The organism is Roseicitreum antarcticum (assembly GCF_014681765.1).
In the GTDB taxonomy this organism is placed as follows: domain Bacteria; phylum Pseudomonadota; class Alphaproteobacteria; order Rhodobacterales; family Rhodobacteraceae; genus Roseicitreum; species Roseicitreum antarcticum.
Map to the genome: position 1 here is coordinate 1662678 of NZ_CP061498.1, position 16625 is coordinate 1679302.

The following is a 16625-nucleotide window of genomic DNA, read 5'->3' on the forward strand; positions in this document are numbered from 1 at the left end:
TTGTGTCACGGGCGTGACATTCCCGGTTCGACCGACTATAAATTGCGGCAATAGTAAAGGATTGACTGCATGTCCGACGCGACCCCGGAAACCGCCCCGCAAAACCAAGATTACGGCGCCGATTCTATCAAGGTTCTCAAGGGCCTGGATGCCGTGCGCAAACGTCCCGGCATGTATATCGGCGATACCGACGATGGCTCGGGCCTGCATCACATGGTGTACGAGGTCGTGGACAACGGCATTGATGAGGCGCTGGCAGGCCATGCCGATCACGTCGCCGTCACAATCCACGCCGACAGCAGCGTGTCGGTCAGCGATAACGGGCGCGGCGTGCCGGTCGATATCCACGCCGAGGAAGGCGTTTCCGCGGCCGAGGTCATCATGACCCAGCTGCATTCTGGCGGTAAATTCGACAACAATTCCTACAAGGTGTCGGGCGGTCTGCACGGCGTCGGCGTCTCGGTGGTCAACGCCCTGTCCGACTGGCTGGAAATGCGCATCTGGCGCAATGGCAAGGAACATTTCTGCCGGTTTGAGCGTGGCGATACCGTGGAATCCCTGCGCGTGGTCGGCGATGCCAATGGCCGCAAGGGGACCGAGGTGCGGTTCCTTGCCTCCACCACCACCTTCTCGAACCTGGAGTACAGCTTCAAGACGCTGGAAAACCGGCTGCGCGAACTGGCCTTCCTGAACTCTGGCGTGCGGATCATCTTGGAAGACCTGCGCCCGGCAGAGCCGCTGCGCACCGAACTTTTCTATGAGGGCGGCGTGCGCGAATTCGTCCGCCACCTCGACCGCTCCAAGGCCGCCGTGATGCCCGATCCGATCTATATCACCGGCGAACGCGACGATATCGGGATCGAGGTCGCGATGTGGTGGAACGACAGCTACCACGAAACCGTGCTGCCGTTTACCAACAACATCCCCCAGCGTGACGGCGGCAGCCACCTTGCAGGCTTTCGCGGCGCGCTGACCCGCACCATCAACAACTACGCCCAGTCCAGCGGGATCGCCAAGCGCGAGAAAGTCAGCTTCACCGGCGACGACGCGCGCGAAGGCCTGACCTGCGTGCTGTCCGTGAAAGTGCCCGACCCGAAATTTTCCAGCCAGACCAAGGACAAGCTGGTCAGCTCCGAGGTGCGGCCCGCAGTCGAAAACCTTGTGGGCGAGAAATTGTCCGAGTGGTTTGAGGAAAACCCCCTTCAGGCAAAATCCATCGTCGGCAAGATCATCGAGGCCGCCTTGGCCCGCGAAGCCGCGCGCAAGGCCCGCGATCTGACCCGCCGCAAGACCGCGCTCGATGTGGCATCGCTGCCCGGCAAACTCGCAGATTGTCAGGAAAAAGACCCCGCGCTGTCTGAAATCTTCATCGTCGAGGGTGACTCGGCCGGTGGCTCTGCCAAACAGGGCCGCTCGCGCGCAAATCAGGCCGTGCTGCCGCTGCGCGGCAAGATCCTGAACGTCGAACGCGCGCGGTTTGACCGGATGCTGGGGTCGGCCGAAATCGGCACGCTGATTACCGCGCTGGGGACTGGCATCGGGCGCGACGAATTTGATCTGTCGAAACTGCGTTACCACAAGATCATCATCATGACTGATGCCGACGTGGACGGCGCGCATATCCGTACGCTTTTGCTGACCTTCTTCTTCCGGCAAATGCCCTCACTGATCGAGGCGGGGCACCTCTATATCGCCGAGCCGCCGTTGTTCAAAGTGGCGCGCGGCAAGTCCGAAGTGTACTTGAAGGACAAGCCCGCGCTGGAGGATTACCTGATCAATCAAGGGGTTGAGGGTGCGATGCTGCGCCTTGGCTCTGGCGAGGAAATCGTCGGGCAGGATCTGGCACGCGTCGTGCTGGAGGCCCGCGCAGTGCGCCGCGCGCTGGCCAGCTTCCCCAATCATTACCCGCAGCGCATTCTGGAACAGGCAGCGATTGCGGGGGCCCTTCTGCCTGACGCACTGGCCAGCGCGCCGCAAGATCTGGCCGACCGCGTGTCGGCCCGGCTGGATCTGGTCGCCGCTGAATATGAGCGCGGCTGGTCGGGCCGTCCGACGCAAGACGCCGGCCTGCGGTTTTCGCGCGTGCTGCGCGGCGTGGAAGAAGTCCGCACGCTTGACGGTCAGGTGCTGCGGTCGGGCGAGGCGCGGCGGTTGGCCAGCCATACCGACACCTTGCAAGCGGTCTACACCCAGCCCGCGCGGCTGGTACGCAAGGACCGCGACCAGCCGGTGCACGGCCCCGTCGAACTGCTGGATGCCATCCTGGCCGAGGGCGAAAAAGGCCTTTCCTTGCAACGTTATAAAGGCTTGGGCGAGATGAACCCCGGCCAATTGTGGGAAACCACGCTGGACCCCAACGCACGCACACTCTTGCAGGTGAAGGTCGATGATCTGGCCGATGCCGATGACATTTTCACCAAACTGATGGGCGACGTGGTCGAACCCCGGCGCGAGTTCATTCAGAACAACGCGCTGAACGTGGAAAATCTGGATGCATAAGCAATTCCAGGAAAGGCTGTAAGCTTTTCCAGTTCGGAATTATGCAAAATGGGCACCGAAACCTCGGGGAAGGTCAGAATGACTTTCCCCGGTGGCACCTCTGAGCGCCCGGCTTCGTCCCGAAATCGACATCAAAACCGGAACAAGGGGGCGTTCTAACCGGCTTGTTACCCTTCTGGGTCTTGCATCTGCCAGCCGCCACCATACTGTTAGCGGAAATTTAACATTGCCCGGGGGCCACTTTGGATCTGCACGCGATAACGTCAAGCTACAAGCGCTGGGCGCCTATTTACGATCGGACCTTTGGCCAGATCACCAACGCGGGCCGCCACAAGGCGGTCGACGCGATCAACAAAAGTACAGGCTCCGTGCTGGAAGTGGGCGTCGGAACCGGATTGTCCCTGGCGCGCTATGCGCCGCATCTGCAAGTCTCCGGCATCGACTTTTCCAACGAAATGCTTGAGAAAGCACGCGAAAAGGTCAAGCGCGACGGCCTGAGCCATGTGGCTGAATTGCGGCAGATGGATGCACGTGAACTCGACTTTCCGGACGGGCATTTCGACACCGTGGTGGCGATGTACCTCGTCTCGGTCGTGCCGGAACCCGAACGGGTGATGGCCGAAATGGCGCGGGTCTGCAAACCCGGCGGCCAGGTCATCATCGTGAACCATTTCGCCAAGGAAACCGGCGTTCTTGCACGGATCGAGCGGGCTTTCGCGCCGTTTGCCAACCATTTGGGCTGGCACTCTGACTTTCCGCGGGACAAAGTCCTTGGTCAGAAGGCACTGAACGTCCATGAGGAACACCGCCTCGCCCCGCTGGGCTTGTTCACATTCTTGCGGCTGCAAAAGGCGGCGTGACGCCGCCCCGCCGCATTTTGGCTATGTCTCGGCGGTCTGTTGCCGCAAGGTTGCGCCTTGCCGCAGCAAGCGTCCCGCCAAAAGGCTGAGCCGCGTTAGCATTTTGCTTATACATTCGGGCTATGACGAAAGGGCCGCCGCCAGACGCGCCCAACTGCCCCGAATAAAGGAGATGCTTCAAATCCGGTTTTCCATTCCGTCGAATATGGCCTAAGTCCCGTGTCACGCATCCAATTGTAACTGCCATGAGGTCTGCCATGCCTGACACCCTATCCTCGCTGACCGAGGCCCTGCTGCACGCCGCGAAACGCGCGGGCGCTGATGCCTGCGACGCCATGGCCATCGACGGCACCTCACTGTCGATCGACGTGCGCGGCGGCGTGTTGGAACAGGCCGAGCGGTCCGAAGGGATCGACATCGGGCTGCGGGTGTTGGTCGGCCAGCGGCAGGCCTGCGTCTCGGCCTCGGACACCTCGGCGCGCACCATTGAAACCATGGCCGAACGCGCCGTCGCCATGGCGCGCGAAGCCCCCTCGGACCCCTATGCGGGTCTGGCCGACGCTTCGCAACTTTCTGACCGCCGCGATGCGAGCGGGCTGGAACTGGACGATCCCAGCGCCGAGCCTGACCCCAAGGCGCTGGAAGAGGACGCAAGGCGGGCCGAGGCTGCAGCGCTGTCGGTCGCAGGCATCAGCAAGATCGACGCCGCCTCGGCCGCCTATGGCCGTCGGCGCGTCCATCTGGCGGCCTCCAACGGCTTTGCGGGCGGCTATACCCGCAGCTCGCGCCACATCTCTTGCGTGGCGATTACGGGCGACGGCACGGGGATGGAACGGGATTATTGCGGCGAAGGCCGTGTCTGGCAATCCGATCTTCCCGATGCCGAGATCATCGGGCGTCTTGCAGCGGAACGCACGATCGCCCGAAAGGGCGCGCGCAGACCAAAGACCGGCAGCTACCCTGTGCTTTATGACGAACGCGTCGCCGCCAGCCTGATCGGCCACCTGATCGGCGCGATCAACGGCGCGTCCATCGCGCGCGGGTCCAGTTGGCTGCGCGACGCGCTGCACACGGCTGTGCTGCCCGCAAACCTGTCGCTCACCGAAGACCCGCTGCGCCGCCGCACATCTGCCTCGCGCCCCTTCGATGCCGAAGGGCTGCCGGTGCACGCCCGCAATCTGGTGCACGAAGGCACGCTTACGGGCTGGATTCTGGACCTTTCCAGCGCCCGCAAATTGGGGCTGGAAAGCACGGGCAACGCCGCGCGCGGGCCGTCCAGCCCGCCCTCGCCGTCGACCAGCAACATCTTGCTCACGCAGGGGACAGCCTCGCGCGCCGACCTTCTGGCCGATATGGGCACGGGGCTGCTGGTCACATCGCTCATCGGGTCATCGATCAGCGCTACGACGGGGGATTATTCGCGCGGCGCCTCGGGCTTCTGGGTGGAAAACGGCCAGATCGCCTATCCGGTCAACGAATGCACCATCGCGGGCAATCTGCGCGACATGCTGAAGACGTTGATCCCGGCCAATGACGCCCGGCTGCACCTGTCCACCGTGGTGCCCAGCCTGCTTGTCGAAGGGTTGACCATTGCAGGCGAATGACACCGACCTCCCCTTGCTGCTGGAGGCCGCGCGCGCTGCGGGCGTGATTGCGGCGCGCCACTTCGGCACCGGGCCGGATAGTTGGGACAAAGGCGATGGCCAGGGTCCGGTATCGGTGGCGGATCTGGAAATCGATCGAATGCTGCGCACCACCCTGACCGCCGCGCGCCCCGATTATGGCTGGCTGTCCGAAGAGACCGAGGATGACCCCGCCCGCCTGACACGCCCGCGCGCCTTCGTCGTTGATCCCATCGACGGCACCCGTGCGTTCCTTGACGGGCAAACCACCTTCGCCCATGCGCTGGCTGTGGTACAAGATGGCGCGCCAGTGGTGGGCGTGGTGCATTTGCCATTGCAGGATCTCACCTACAGCGCGGTGCTGGGCGGCGGTGCCTGGCTCAACGGGGTCCGGCTGACCACCCCGCTGCGCAGCGGGCTGACCGGCGCGCGGGTACTTGCCACGAAACCCGTAATGGCCGTGGCGCACTGGCCTGGTGGCGTGCCAGAGATTGCGCGACACTTCCGTCCCTCGCTGGCCTGGCGGCTGGCACTGGTGGCCGAGGGGCGGTTCGACGGCATGGTCACGTTGCGTGACACCTGGAACTGGGACATCGCGGCCTCGACCCTCATCGCGCGCGAAGCCGGGGCCACTGTCACCGACCGCTACGGCGCGGCCCTGCGCTTCAACACCCCGCGCCCGATGACGGCGGGGGTGTTGGCAGGCTCGGAACTTGTGCATGCCGGCCTGCTTTCACATCTGGGAATGGCTGCGGGCGCTAACACTGGCGCGCCTTCCGCCAATCCACCTTGACCGCCGCTGCCGCGACCCGCTACCACCGCCCTAACGCCAACCAACCGGAGGGTTCCATGCCCCAACGCCTGCACCTTGTCTTCGGCGGAGAGTTGAAAGACCCCGCGAAATCCGAATTCACCGATCCCGCAAAGATCGACCTCGTGGGTATGTTCCCCGACTATGCCAGTGCGTTTTCAGCCTGGAAATCGGCGGCGCAACGCACGGTGGATGACGCCCACACCCGATACTTCATCGCCCATATCCACCGTCTGCGCGATGAAGAGACCGAGGCCAGCCCGACCGAAGAACTGGGCTCTTAGGCCGGGTCTCTGTCACACTGACACATGACGGCCCCAAAGCGGGTGGTCCTGATGCGCTGACGCATGGGGCCCCGCCGGCATCGTCAGGCCTGCGACTGGGGAAACACCCTCGGCGCAGGTGCGACGTTGAATCGCGGGTCATGTCGGCGCGCGCAAGGGGCGGCCCCAACCTTTCGGCCCGTGTGGCGGCGCGGCGCCCCGCTTCATATGTCCCCGGCGGACATTGCCGCGGGGTTTCACCGCGCCCCCTGACATTCACGCGCGGCGCATAAAATCGGATGTCAAACCGCGCGATAACCCGTTATGGACTGCACCATGTCCCGCTGGTCGCCGCAATACCCGCCCAAAGACCCACCGCAAGGCGCCGCCCCAGTGCCGGGCGACAGCGTCTTCGCACCGCACGCAGGCGGCGGCAATGCACCCGCGCCGCAGAGCGACCACGCGGCCAAGAGCGTCGCCGCGCCCCCGCTTCCCTGGATCTGGCTGCACGCCGCAGCGTCTGGCGGCACCGGCCCGCTGGCCGAGTTGGCTTTCCGCCTGCTGAGCGAGCGCGACGACCTGTGCGTCATCCTCACCCATCCGCCCGGCGTGCCCCCCGCGATGGAGCATCCCCGCCTGACCGCGCAGCCCGACCCGACGGGCGACGCCAACACCCTTGGCCGGATGCTCGACAGCACGCGCCCAGTGGCGGCGGTGCTGACCGGCGCGCCGCTGCCCACCGCCGCGCTGAACCAGACTGCGGCGCGCGGCATACCTGTGACTCTGGCCAATGCGGGCCGCCCCGATTTGCCCAAACGCTGGGGGCTTCTGCGCCCCTCGGCCCGGGGGGCTGTGGCGCGGCTGGACCGGATCTTTACCGTCTCAGAACCCGCCGCCACCGCCTGGTGCCGCCTTGGCGCCGACCGCGACATGGTGCGCGCCATTGGGCGAATGGCCGACAGCCCCGGCGCGCTTTTGTGCAATGAGGCAGAGCATGACGCCCTCGCCCGTGACCTGCACCTGCGCCCGGTCTGGTTGTCCGTCGGCACGCCCGAGGCCGAGGATGAGGCCGTCCTGTCCGCCCATCTGACCGCGTTGCGCCTGTCGCACCGGCTGCTCCTGATCTTGCATCCAGACGATCCGCAGCGCGGCCCGGCGCTGCATTCCCGGCTGGCCGAAAGTTTCGATGTGGCGCTACGCTCGCGCGATGATCCGATCGATTCATCCACGCAGATCTACATCGCCGACACCGGGGGCGAGCGTGGGCTTTGGTACCGCTTGGCGCAGGTGGCCTATATGGGCGGCACCTCCTGCAAGGCAGGCAGCGCCTTCGACCCGATGGAGGCGGCCTCGCTGGGTTCGGCCCTGCTGTTCGGCCCCGAAACCCACCGTTTTGCCGACAGCTACACCCGCCTCACGCAGGCCCGTGCCGCCCGCGCCCTGCCGTCCACTGCGGCTGCGCGCATCGGCAAGCAGTTGGGCCAGGCGGTCAGCGACATGCTGGAACCCGAGGCCGCCGCGACACACGCCGCCGCCGCCTGGGATGTGGTCAGCCAGGGGTCAGAGGCGACAGATACCGTCATGGCGCATCTGTTGTGGCGACTGGACGGGGCGGGGGAAAGCGCATGACACAACGGCTTTTGCCCGCTGTGAAGGTGCTGAGCGCCCTGCCCGCAGGCCGGGCGCGCAGCACCTTCTGCCCCCCTTGCGCGCCGCGTCGCGACCGCATGGATTCCCGCGCCGCCGTCACCGCAGCGCATCGCATCACCACAACCGGACGGGGCCGCTGATGGGCGCCCCAAGGTTCTGGTTCACCCCGCCCGACCGCCCCGACTGGCGCGCGCGCCTGCTGGCGCCGCTGGGTGCGCTCTATGCTGCCGGAACTGCGCGCCGCCTGCGCCAGCCCGGCCTCAGCGCCGAGGTGCCGGTGATCTGCGTCGGCAATATCAACGCGGGCGGCACCGGCAAGACCCCCACGGTAATGGCGCTGCTGCAACGGCTGGATGCGCGCGGCATAGCCGCGCATGTCGTGTCGCGCGGCTATGGCGGGCGGCTGGCGCAGGGCAAGCCGGGCAGCGCCGAGGGGCACCCGGTGCGGGTAGACCCAAAGACCCACAGCCCCGATGACGTGGGGGATGAACCGCTGCTGCTGGCCGCTTTCGCGCCTGTCTGGGTGGCGCGGGACCGTGCCGCAGGGGTGCGTGCGGCGCAGGCGGCGGGTGCGCAGGCGGTCATTCTGGACGATGGGTTTCAGAACCCGTCCGTTGCGAAAGACCTGTCCATCGTCGTTGTCGATGCCGCACGGGGCTTTGGCAATGGCCGGCCGCTGCCCGCAGGCCCCCTGCGCGAACCCGTGGCAAAGGGCTTGGCGCGCGCGGGGCTTTTGCTGTCGATTGGGCCAGAATCCGCGCAAAAGGGGTTCCACGCCACCTGGGGCGGCGCCATCCCCGCCACCCTGCCCCACGTCACTGGCGCGCTACGGCCGCTGCCGACCGGCATGCCATGGGCGGGGCTGCGCGCGCTGGCTTTCGCAGGCATCGGCCACCCCGAGAAATTCTTTTTGACCCTGCGCGACCTTGGCGTAGAGGTCGCGCGCGCACAGGCGCTGGAGGATCACCAGCCCCTGACCGCCGCCCTGATGGCCCGGCTGGAACTGGACGCGAAAACCCTGCGCGCGCAACTGGTCACAACCGAGAAAGACGCCGTGCGCCTGCCGCCCTCCTTCCGCCAGAAGGTGCTGACCCTGCCGGTGCGGCTGGAAATCGACGATTGGGCCGCGTTGGACGCAGCACTTGACCGGATACTACCCACCGCTGACCGCTGATAGAACCCTTTGAAATCAGCCCTATGGTGCGCAGTTTGCATCAAAGTGCCGACGCGCTGCAAGCAACGCAGACAGTGCAGACAATGCAGAGCACGGGCGCAGAGTACGGGCGCAAAGTACGGGCGCAGAGACCTCAGCCCTTCGCATCATCCGCACCCAGCATCGGTGCGGGCCGGGCGGGCAGACGTGGGTGGGCAGAGAAGACGAAGGGTGACGCCACGCCGCGCAGGTCGCCCATCCGCAGTTCCAGCCCGCGATGGATCACCTGCGGATCGGCAAAGACCTCGTCCATCGTATTGATTGGCCCTGCGGGCACGCCCGCGCCCTCGCAGGCCGTCAAAAGCGCGGCCTTGGTAAACCGCTTCGTCGCCGCCCCCAGCGCCACGGCCAGCGGGGCGCGATGCGCCACGCGGTCGGCATTGGTGCGGTAATCCGGCGCATCGGCCAGTCCGGGCAGACCCAGCACGCCGCACAGCCGCTGATATTGCGCGTCATTGCCGGTGGCGATGATGATATGCCCGTCGTCACATTCAAACACCTGGTACGGCGCAAGATTGGGATGCTCATTGCCCAGCCGCTGCGGCGCAGTGCCGGTGGCCAGATAGTTCATCGCCTGATTGGCCATGATCGCCACCGCGCAATCCATCAGCGCCATGTCGATATGCTGACCCCTGCCGCTGGTTTCGCGGGCATGCAACGCGGCCAGGATCGCCGTAGCGGCATAGACCCCGGTGAAGATATCCGTCACCGCCACGCCGACCTTCTGCGGCATGCCGTCTGCGGGGCCTGTCACCGACATCAGCCCCGACATGCCCTGAATGATGTAATCATAGCCCGCGCGGGTCGCATAAGGCCCGGTCTGGCCAAACCCGGTGATCGAGCAATAGACCAGCCGCGGCTGCGTCGCCGACAGCGTCGCATAATCCAGCCCGTATTTTGCCAGCCCTCCGACCTTGAAATTCTCGATCACCACATCGGCGCCCGCGATCAGGTCGCGCACTTTCGCGCGCCCCGCCTCAGACCGGAAGTCGGCGGTGACCGAGGTTTTCCCCCGGTTTGTCGCATGGAAATAGGCGGCGTCGCGCGATCCGTCGTCGCGCGCCACGAAGGGCGGGCCCCAGCGGCGGGTGTCGTCGCCCTCGGGCGCCTCGACCTTTATCACCGTCGCGCCCAGATCGGCCAGCGTCTGCCCCGCCCATGGCCCGGCCAGAATGCGCGCCAGTTCCACCACCACGACACCCGCCAGCGGGCCGGGCGTCGCCGCCCCGCCCGCATCATCGGCATTCAGGCTTTCAGTGCCTTCCACGGATCATTCTTCCAGCTTGGCGTCCAGAATCTCGCGGAACTCGGGCAGGCTCATGTTGCTGTACAACTCGCCGTCGATCATGAAGGACGGCGTGCTGCGGATATTGTCGCGCTCGGCGTTTTCCTGATAGGTGCCCATCATCGCCAGCGCAGTGTCGCGGTCGTCGAGGCAGGCGTTGATCTGGTCATTCGACATGCCCGCCTGACGCCCGATGCGGCGCAGATTCTCGGCCACCTCACCCCCGTCGTTCGACGCGGCCCAGCTGCGCTGCGTCTCATACAGAATGTCGACGATGCCGAAATACCGGTCCTCGCCGCCGCAGCGCGCCACCATCCCGGCCCACAACCCGTACGCATCGAAATAGACTTCGCGCGCGACGTAGCGCACCATGCCGGTATCGACATATTCTGCCTTCAGCGTGGGAAACACATTGCTGTGGTAATTCGCGCAATGCGGGCAGGTGAAGGACGCGTATTCGATCATGGTGACCGGCGCGTCGGCGTCGCCCAGCGACATTTCCTGCACCAGGCTGGGGTCGAATTCGGCGTCGGCGGTTTGCGCCTCGGCCACACCGACCAGCGGCGACAGCGCGGTCTGGTTGCTGCCCGCAGGCGCCAGATACCATGCGGCACCGGCGACGACGGCCAGTCCCAGCGCGGTGGGGATCAATTTGTTCAGCATGACATATCTCCTTGTCAGGGGGTTGTGCCCTGTTATCGGCCGACCATCAAGATGCGGCACGGTCCTGTGATGCGGGGTGAGGGGATGGGCCGCAACTCTCAGCCCGGGGAAAAGGATCGGCTGCGCGCGGCTGGATGCAGGTGGCGCTACGCATCGCGCGGCCCGCCATGCCGGGCCAGCACGTTGCAGGCCAGCGCCTCGAGCGCGGCGCGCAGCCCGTCATCACTGACACCTTGCGACAGCGCACTGGCCTCGCGCACCACCTGCGGCGGCGGGGCCTTTGGCGCTGGAGCGGGGGCGGGGGCGAACTGGGCCTGCCCTTCGGCAAAGCCCTGCGGCGCGGTCTGGGTCAGGCTGATTTTGGCGATGGCGTTGTAGCCATAGACCGCATTCACCCGGTCGCGGATGGCGGGCAGTTGCATCTGCAACATCGGCGCGGCGGGGCCGGTGGTCAGCAGCGTCAGCGTCGCGCCGAAGCCGCCCTTCTTGTAGCTGACATTGACGGGGCGGCATTGGCGCGCGATCTCTTCGCCCACGACTTCCGCCCAGTGTGTCAGGATGCGCGAGGCCGCAAAGCCGCGCGACTCGCCCGCCGTGCGGATGCGGTCGCGCATCAGCCCTGCGGCGGGTTCAAACCCGCGCGTGCGCCGCGCCGGACGTGCGCTGCCCCCACCCTTCCCACCATATGCCGGAGTTTTCGCCATGCTGTCCTGTCGTGCCCGCCTTATGGTGTCGCGTCTGATCGTGTCGCGTCTGATGAACTTGCGGGCGACTGGTTTACCCGCGCCCGCAATATAGTTTAACCACTTGTACAGCCACGACCAGAGGGCACGCGCCCCACAGCCAAACAAAGGGCGTCAAGAATGCGTGACGAACCAGCGGGCACCGCCCGCATCGCCGACCAGCTTTTGCACTGGTATGATCGCAACGCGCGCGTGATGCCCTGGCGCGTGTCACCCGCCGACCGCGCGGCAGGCCAGCGCTCCGACCCCTATGCCGTCTGGCTGTCCGAGGTGATGTTGCAGCAAACCACCGTCGCCACGGTGCGCGATTACTTCCGCAAGTTCATCGCGCGCTGGCCGACGGTTCAGGACCTGGCGGCAGCGCAAGATGCCGACGTCATGGCCGCATGGGCGGGCCTTGGCTACTACGCCCGCGCGCGCAACTTGCTGAAATGTGCCCGTGCGGTCAGCGCACTCGGCGGCTTCCCCGACACCCATGCGGGCCTGATCGCCCTGCCGGGCATCGGCCCCTATACCGCCAGCGCCGTTGCTGCCATCGCCTTTGACCGGGCCGAGGTCGTCGTGGACGGCAATGTCGAACGCGTCATGGCACGGCTGCACAACGACCCCACGCCGCTGCCCGCCGCGAAACCCCGGCTGACCGCCTATGCCGCCGCGTTGACGCCGCAGACCCGGCCCGGCGATTACGCGCAGGCGGTGATGGACCTGGGCGCGACGATCTGCACGCCGCGCAACCCCGCCTGCGGCATCTGCCCGCTGCGCACGCCCTGCGCCGCACGGGCCGAGGGTACGGCAGTCAGCCTGCCGCGCAAGACGCCGAAAGCGGCGAAACCCGTGCGCGCGGGTCACATCTACCTTGCCCGCAGCCCACAGGGCGCCTGGCTGCTGGAGCGTCGGCCAGACCGTGGCCTGCTGGGCGGAATGCTCGGCTGGCCCGGGTCGGAATGGGTCGCATCAGGAGAGGGAAAAGCGGCTCAGGATAAGGCGCTGGTGCCGCCAATGGCTGAGCGCACCGCCTCAGAAGCAGATACGCCGGCGCCCGTCACCTCGGCTGAAGTGACATCGGCCCAAGACACGTCCGACCGGGCCAAGTCCGAATGGGCCGAGTCCGACCAAGCCGAGTCCGAACGGGCCACCCCGCAAGGGGGGGGGCGCAACAAACCAAAAGCCACCCCCGATGCCACGCCCCCCCTCCCCGCCGACTGGCAGCGGGTGGGCGAAGTGCGCCACACCTTCACCCATTTCCACCTGATCCTGACCGTGCATCGCGCCACCATCCCTGACACCACACCCGGCCTGACCCCCGCCGCCGACTTCCGCCCGGGCGACCTGCCGACAGTGATGCGCAAAGCCTATGATCTGGTCGCCGCAGCAGACGCCCCGCTCGCATCGGCGCGCCTGCCGCCGGGCACTGTTGCCCGACGCCTCCGCCGCCCCCTGCCGCTAACCTATTGTTAACAAACATCGTTTCGCAGGCGTGGCCTGGAAAGTCATGCGTCCAGGCACATCGTGCCTCCGCTAACCTATTGTTAATAAACACTGTTTCGCATGCGAAACACATTTGAACCAATCTGTTGAAAACAATCGGATTTTGAAGGGTGATGCCTGGAAAAACCCGTTGTCGTGCGAAACACCCTATCCCGTGTCCTGCCGCAACACCGGGCCCTGGACCGTGCGGCAAAACTGTCCCTGTGCCTGCACCGCAAGCCGCGCTATATATCGCACGAACCCGATTGGAACCCCGCATGACCGCAGCGAACTCCATCAGCCGCCTGACGCAGGCCCTGCCCTTCTGGCTCAGCCTCGGTTTCGTGCCGCTGGTCTGGATCGGGGCTGTGCAGGGCGGCTGGTGGCTGATCCTTCTGCCAACCTATGGCTGGGGCGTCTTCACGCTGATGGACCTGATCACCGGGCTGAACCTCGACAACCCGGACACAGAGACCCCGCTCACTGACCTGTTTTGGTATCGGCTCATCACGCTGATCTGGTTTCCGGTGCAGGTCACGGTGATCTTCAGCACGCTGTGGTATGTCAGCGCGACCGGCCACCTGCACTGGTTTGAGCTCCTCTCGCTCTTTTTCGGCATCGGCGTGATGTCGGGTGTGATCGGCATCGTCTATGCGCATGAATTGATGCACCAGAAACCGCGCGTCGAGCGCTGGCTGGCCGACCTGTTGCTGGCCTGCGTCCTCTACTCGCATTTCCGCAGCGAACATATGCTGGTGCATCACCGCTATGTCGGCACGCCGCGCGACCCGGTGACCGCGCGGTATAATGAGGGGTTTCAGCATTACTTCTACCGCGTGCTGCGCGACTGTCCGCCATCCGCCTTTCGGGCCGAGGCGGCGATGCTGGCGCGCAAAGGGCTGCCCGCCTGGCACATCAGCAACCCGTTCTGGCGCTACGCCGCGCTGCAACTGGGGTTCGTGGCGCTGGCATATGCGATCTTCGGCTGGGTCGGCGTGGGGCTGTTCATCTGGCAGGCCTTCATCGCCATATGGCAGTTGGAGCTGACGAATTACATCGAGCATTACGCCCTGACCCGCCAGCATCTGGGCGACGGAAAGTACGAGCCGGTGCGCCCGCATCACAGCTGGAACGCGTCGCACCGCGCGTCGAACTGGCTGATGATCAACCTTCAGCGCCATTCCGATCACCATTACAAGCCCGACCGGCGCTTTCCGCTGTTGCAGACCTATGCCACCAGTGAGGCCCCGCAATTGCCCTATGGCTATCCCGCCATGACCACGCTGGCGCTGTTCCCGCCGCTGTGGCGCCGCGCGATGAACCCCAAGGTGCGGGCCTGGCGGCGGCGCTTCTACCCGCAGGTCACGGACTGGTCCGCCTACGACGCGGGCAGCACGCCCCTGCCGCGTGGCGCGGTGTAGAGCAAGGTGATAGAATGAGGGCTGCTGCGCGCGTAGCCTGCCTGCCACGCACCGGCCCCAGCGTTGCACCCAGAGCGCGTCGCCCGATTGCGCGCCGCCCGATTGTGCCCCGCAGTCACTCTGCCGTATCCGGGGGCAGTGTAAGGCGGCGGCGGATCGGGAAAAGTTGCAGCCCCGTGCGGTCCGAGATCAGCCCCCACAGCCCGCGCGGCGCGAAAAGCATGATGACGATGCCCAGCCCGCCCAGCGCCATCAGGTACCAGGTGCCATAGCCCGCAAACAGGGTTTGCAGCGCGAAGAACACCAGCACGCCCAGGATCGGCCCTTCGATCGTGCCGATGCCGCCGATCACCACGATGAAGATGACATAGGCGGTCCAATCATTGACCGAAAACGCCGCATCAGGCGAAATCCGGCCCTTTTGCAGATAGATCAGCGCGCCTGCCACGCCGGTACCGAAAGCGGCGGTCAGGAAGACCGTCCATTTCATCCGCGCCGCGTTCACGCCCAGCGACCTTGCGGCCTCGACATTGTCGCGGATCGCGGCCAGCGCCAGCCCCTGGCGGCTGCGTAGCAGCCAGTAGATTCCGCCGATTGTCGCCACCGCCAGGATCACCGCCAGCCAGTAGGTCAGGATATCGCGTGCCGCGGCCGAACGCACGTCGAACAGCCCCTCGATCAGCTCCAGCCCAATCATGTCTCCGGTCACATTGCGCGGCAAAGATGTCCCCGAACCGCCGCCGACGCTCTGCCATTGCGCGACGCTGAGGCGGACAACCTCGGCCACGACCCAGGTGCCGATGGCGAAATAGGCCCCTTGCAGGCGGAACACGAAAAACGCCGTGGGCACCGCGACGATCAGTGCCGCCACCCCGGCCAGCAACAGCGAAAACAGCGGGTCGAGGCCCCACAGGATGGCCGCGCCAAACAGCGCGTAGCCGCCAAGCCCGACAAAGGCCTGCTGCCCCACGCTGACCAGCCCGCCATAGCCCGCCAGCAGGTTCCAGAACTGCGCCAGCACCAGCATGGTCAGGATGAAGAACATATCCTGGATCAGGCCACGGTCGGCAAAGGCGGGCAGTGCAAGCAGCAGCACGATGCCAAGCGCCAGCGCCACGGCTGTGATGGCAGAGGCCCTGGTGCGTGTTTCGACCCTGTAGGCCGGACGCGGGGCTGCGGGATCTGTCTTTGCGTTGTTCATCAGTCATATGCCCTTGGAAACAGCCCGCGCGGACGGACCAGCAGGATCAACAGGAAGGCAACATGCCCGGCGAGGATCTGCCATTCGGGGTTGACCGCCGCGCCGACGGTCTGCGCCACCCCGATGATGACCCCGCCCGCCAGCGTCCCCCAAAGGCTGCCAAGGCCGCCGATGATGACTGCCTCGAAGGCGTAGATCAGGCGCGCGGGGCCGATGGTGGGGTCGAAATTCGCGCGCATGCCGAGGTACATCGCCGCAATCGTCACCACGATCATCGCGATGCCCGTGGCGATGGCGAAAATATTGCCCGGCTTCAGGCCCATCAGTTGCGCGGTCACCGGATCGTCCGAGGTGGCGCGAAACGCCCGGCCCAGCGCAGTGCGGTAGAACAATTGGTTCAGCGCGATGATGATCAACACGGCCGAGGCGAAGGTCAAAAGCGGCATTACCCCCACGGTGACGATGCCAAGGTCCAGCGATGCGGCTTCGATCGGGCCGGGGCGCAGGCGCTGGCTGTCAGAGGAAAACCCCTCGAGCAGCGCATTCTGAAGCACCACCGACAGCCCGAAGGTGACCAGAAGCGGCGGCAGAATATCCTCGCCCAGCACGCGGTTCAACACGACACGCTGCAAGGCCCAGCCGATCACGAACATCACCGGCAGCGCGACAATTGCGGCCACGAACGGATTCAGCCCCAGCGCCGAGACGATCACAAGGATCAGGTAGGCGCCAAGGATGATGAGATCGCCATGCGCCAGGTTGACCAGCCGCATGATGCCGAACACGAGGCTGAGGCCGGCGGCAAACAGCGCATAAAGCCCGCCCAGCAAGATGCCCTGCACAATGGTGTCAAGCCAGATCATGGTGCCCTCCGGTCTGATGCGTTTGAGGTGGGAGTAGGGATGCGGCACGGGTCACAGCGCATGC

Annotated in this window: 15 protein-coding genes; 10 read left to right on the top strand and 5 right to left on the bottom strand. The window is 65.7% G+C overall.

Annotation, left to right across the window (positions count from 1 at the left end):
* The first annotated feature begins 69 nt into the window (after positions 1 to 69).
* From gyrB to lpxK, 8 genes are all read left to right on the top strand, one after another.
* Positions 70 to 2499 (top strand): DNA topoisomerase (ATP-hydrolyzing) subunit B, encoded by a 2430-nt coding sequence (gene gyrB, locus H9529_RS07885; RefSeq protein ID WP_092887430.1) that lies wholly within the window; start codon positions 70 to 72, stop codon positions 2497 to 2499.
* Positions 2500 to 2741: 242 nt separating this feature from the next.
* Complete coding sequence (locus H9529_RS07890; protein ID WP_092887427.1) at positions 2742 to 3359, top strand: class I SAM-dependent methyltransferase; 618 nt, start codon at positions 2742 to 2744, stop codon at positions 3357 to 3359.
* A 257-nt stretch (positions 3360 to 3616) separates the two neighbouring features.
* Entirely contained in the window at positions 3617 to 4963 is a 1347-nt protein-coding gene (locus tag H9529_RS07895; protein ID WP_092887424.1) for a TldD/PmbA family protein, read from the top strand.
* Positions 4950 to 5774: an inositol monophosphatase family protein gene (locus H9529_RS07900; RefSeq protein ID WP_092887421.1), complete on the top strand. Its 825-nt coding sequence runs from the start codon at positions 4950 to 4952 to the stop codon at positions 5772 to 5774. The genes H9529_RS07895 and H9529_RS07900 overlap by 14 nt, the downstream gene beginning before the upstream one ends.
* 56 nt (positions 5775 to 5830) lie before the next feature.
* Positions 5831 to 6076 (top strand): DUF4170 domain-containing protein, encoded by a 246-nt coding sequence (locus tag H9529_RS07905; protein ID WP_092887418.1) that lies wholly within the window; start codon positions 5831 to 5833, stop codon positions 6074 to 6076.
* A 315-nt stretch (positions 6077 to 6391) separates the two neighbouring features.
* Entirely contained in the window at positions 6392 to 7684 is a 1293-nt protein-coding gene (locus H9529_RS07910) for a 3-deoxy-D-manno-octulosonic acid transferase (RefSeq protein ID WP_176846997.1), read from the top strand.
* A complete protein-coding gene (locus H9529_RS07915; protein ID WP_176846995.1) occupies positions 7681 to 7845 on the top strand; it encodes a hypothetical protein in 165 nt (54 codons plus the stop codon). The genes H9529_RS07910 and H9529_RS07915 overlap by 4 nt, the downstream gene beginning before the upstream one ends.
* Entirely contained in the window at positions 7845 to 8879 is a 1035-nt protein-coding gene (gene lpxK, locus H9529_RS07920) for a tetraacyldisaccharide 4'-kinase (protein ID WP_092887412.1), read from the top strand. The genes H9529_RS07915 and lpxK overlap by 1 nt, the downstream gene beginning before the upstream one ends.
* 133 nt (positions 8880 to 9012) lie before the next feature.
* Here lpxK and H9529_RS07925 read toward each other — a convergent pair whose 3' ends face one another.
* The 3 genes from H9529_RS07925 to H9529_RS07935 all read right to left on the bottom strand — a co-directional run bounded on the left by H9529_RS07925 (position 9013) and on the right by H9529_RS07935 (position 11570).
* Positions 9013 to 10185: a CaiB/BaiF CoA transferase family protein gene (locus tag H9529_RS07925; protein ID WP_223814333.1), complete on the bottom strand. Its 1173-nt coding sequence runs from the start codon at positions 10183 to 10185 to the stop codon at positions 9013 to 9015.
* A 3-nt stretch (positions 10186 to 10188) separates the two neighbouring features.
* Entirely contained in the window at positions 10189 to 10866 is a 678-nt protein-coding gene (locus H9529_RS07930) for a DsbA family protein (RefSeq protein WP_092887409.1), read from the bottom strand.
* Positions 10867 to 11012: 146 nt separating this feature from the next.
* On the bottom strand, positions 11013 to 11570 hold the full coding sequence (locus H9529_RS07935) for a DUF721 domain-containing protein (protein ID WP_092887407.1): 558 nt from the start codon (positions 11568 to 11570) through the stop codon (positions 11013 to 11015).
* Between the two features lie 159 nt (positions 11571 to 11729).
* On the opposite strand from H9529_RS07935, the gene H9529_RS20675 reads away from it, so the two are divergent.
* On the top strand, positions 11730 to 13067 hold the full coding sequence (locus H9529_RS20675; RefSeq protein WP_223814334.1) for an A/G-specific adenine glycosylase: 1338 nt from the start codon (positions 11730 to 11732) through the stop codon (positions 13065 to 13067).
* Positions 13068 to 13354: 287 nt separating this feature from the next.
* Positions 13355 to 14497, top strand: coding sequence for an alkane 1-monooxygenase (locus H9529_RS07950; protein ID WP_092887404.1), 1143 nt, complete (start codon positions 13355 to 13357; stop codon positions 14495 to 14497).
* Positions 14498 to 14612: 115 nt separating this feature from the next.
* Here H9529_RS07950 and H9529_RS07955 read toward each other — a convergent pair whose 3' ends face one another.
* Both H9529_RS07955 and H9529_RS07960 read right to left on the bottom strand, forming a co-directional pair.
* A complete protein-coding gene (locus H9529_RS07955) occupies positions 14613 to 15698 on the bottom strand; it encodes a branched-chain amino acid ABC transporter permease (RefSeq protein ID WP_092887401.1) in 1086 nt (361 codons plus the stop codon).
* The gene (locus H9529_RS07960) at positions 15698 to 16561 is read right to left on the bottom strand and encodes a branched-chain amino acid ABC transporter permease (RefSeq protein ID WP_092887398.1); all 864 of its coding nucleotides are present in this window, start codon (positions 16559 to 16561) and stop codon (positions 15698 to 15700) included. Before H9529_RS07960 ends, H9529_RS07955 begins: the two co-directional genes overlap by 1 nt.
* Between the last annotated feature and the right edge of the window lie 64 nt (positions 16562 to 16625).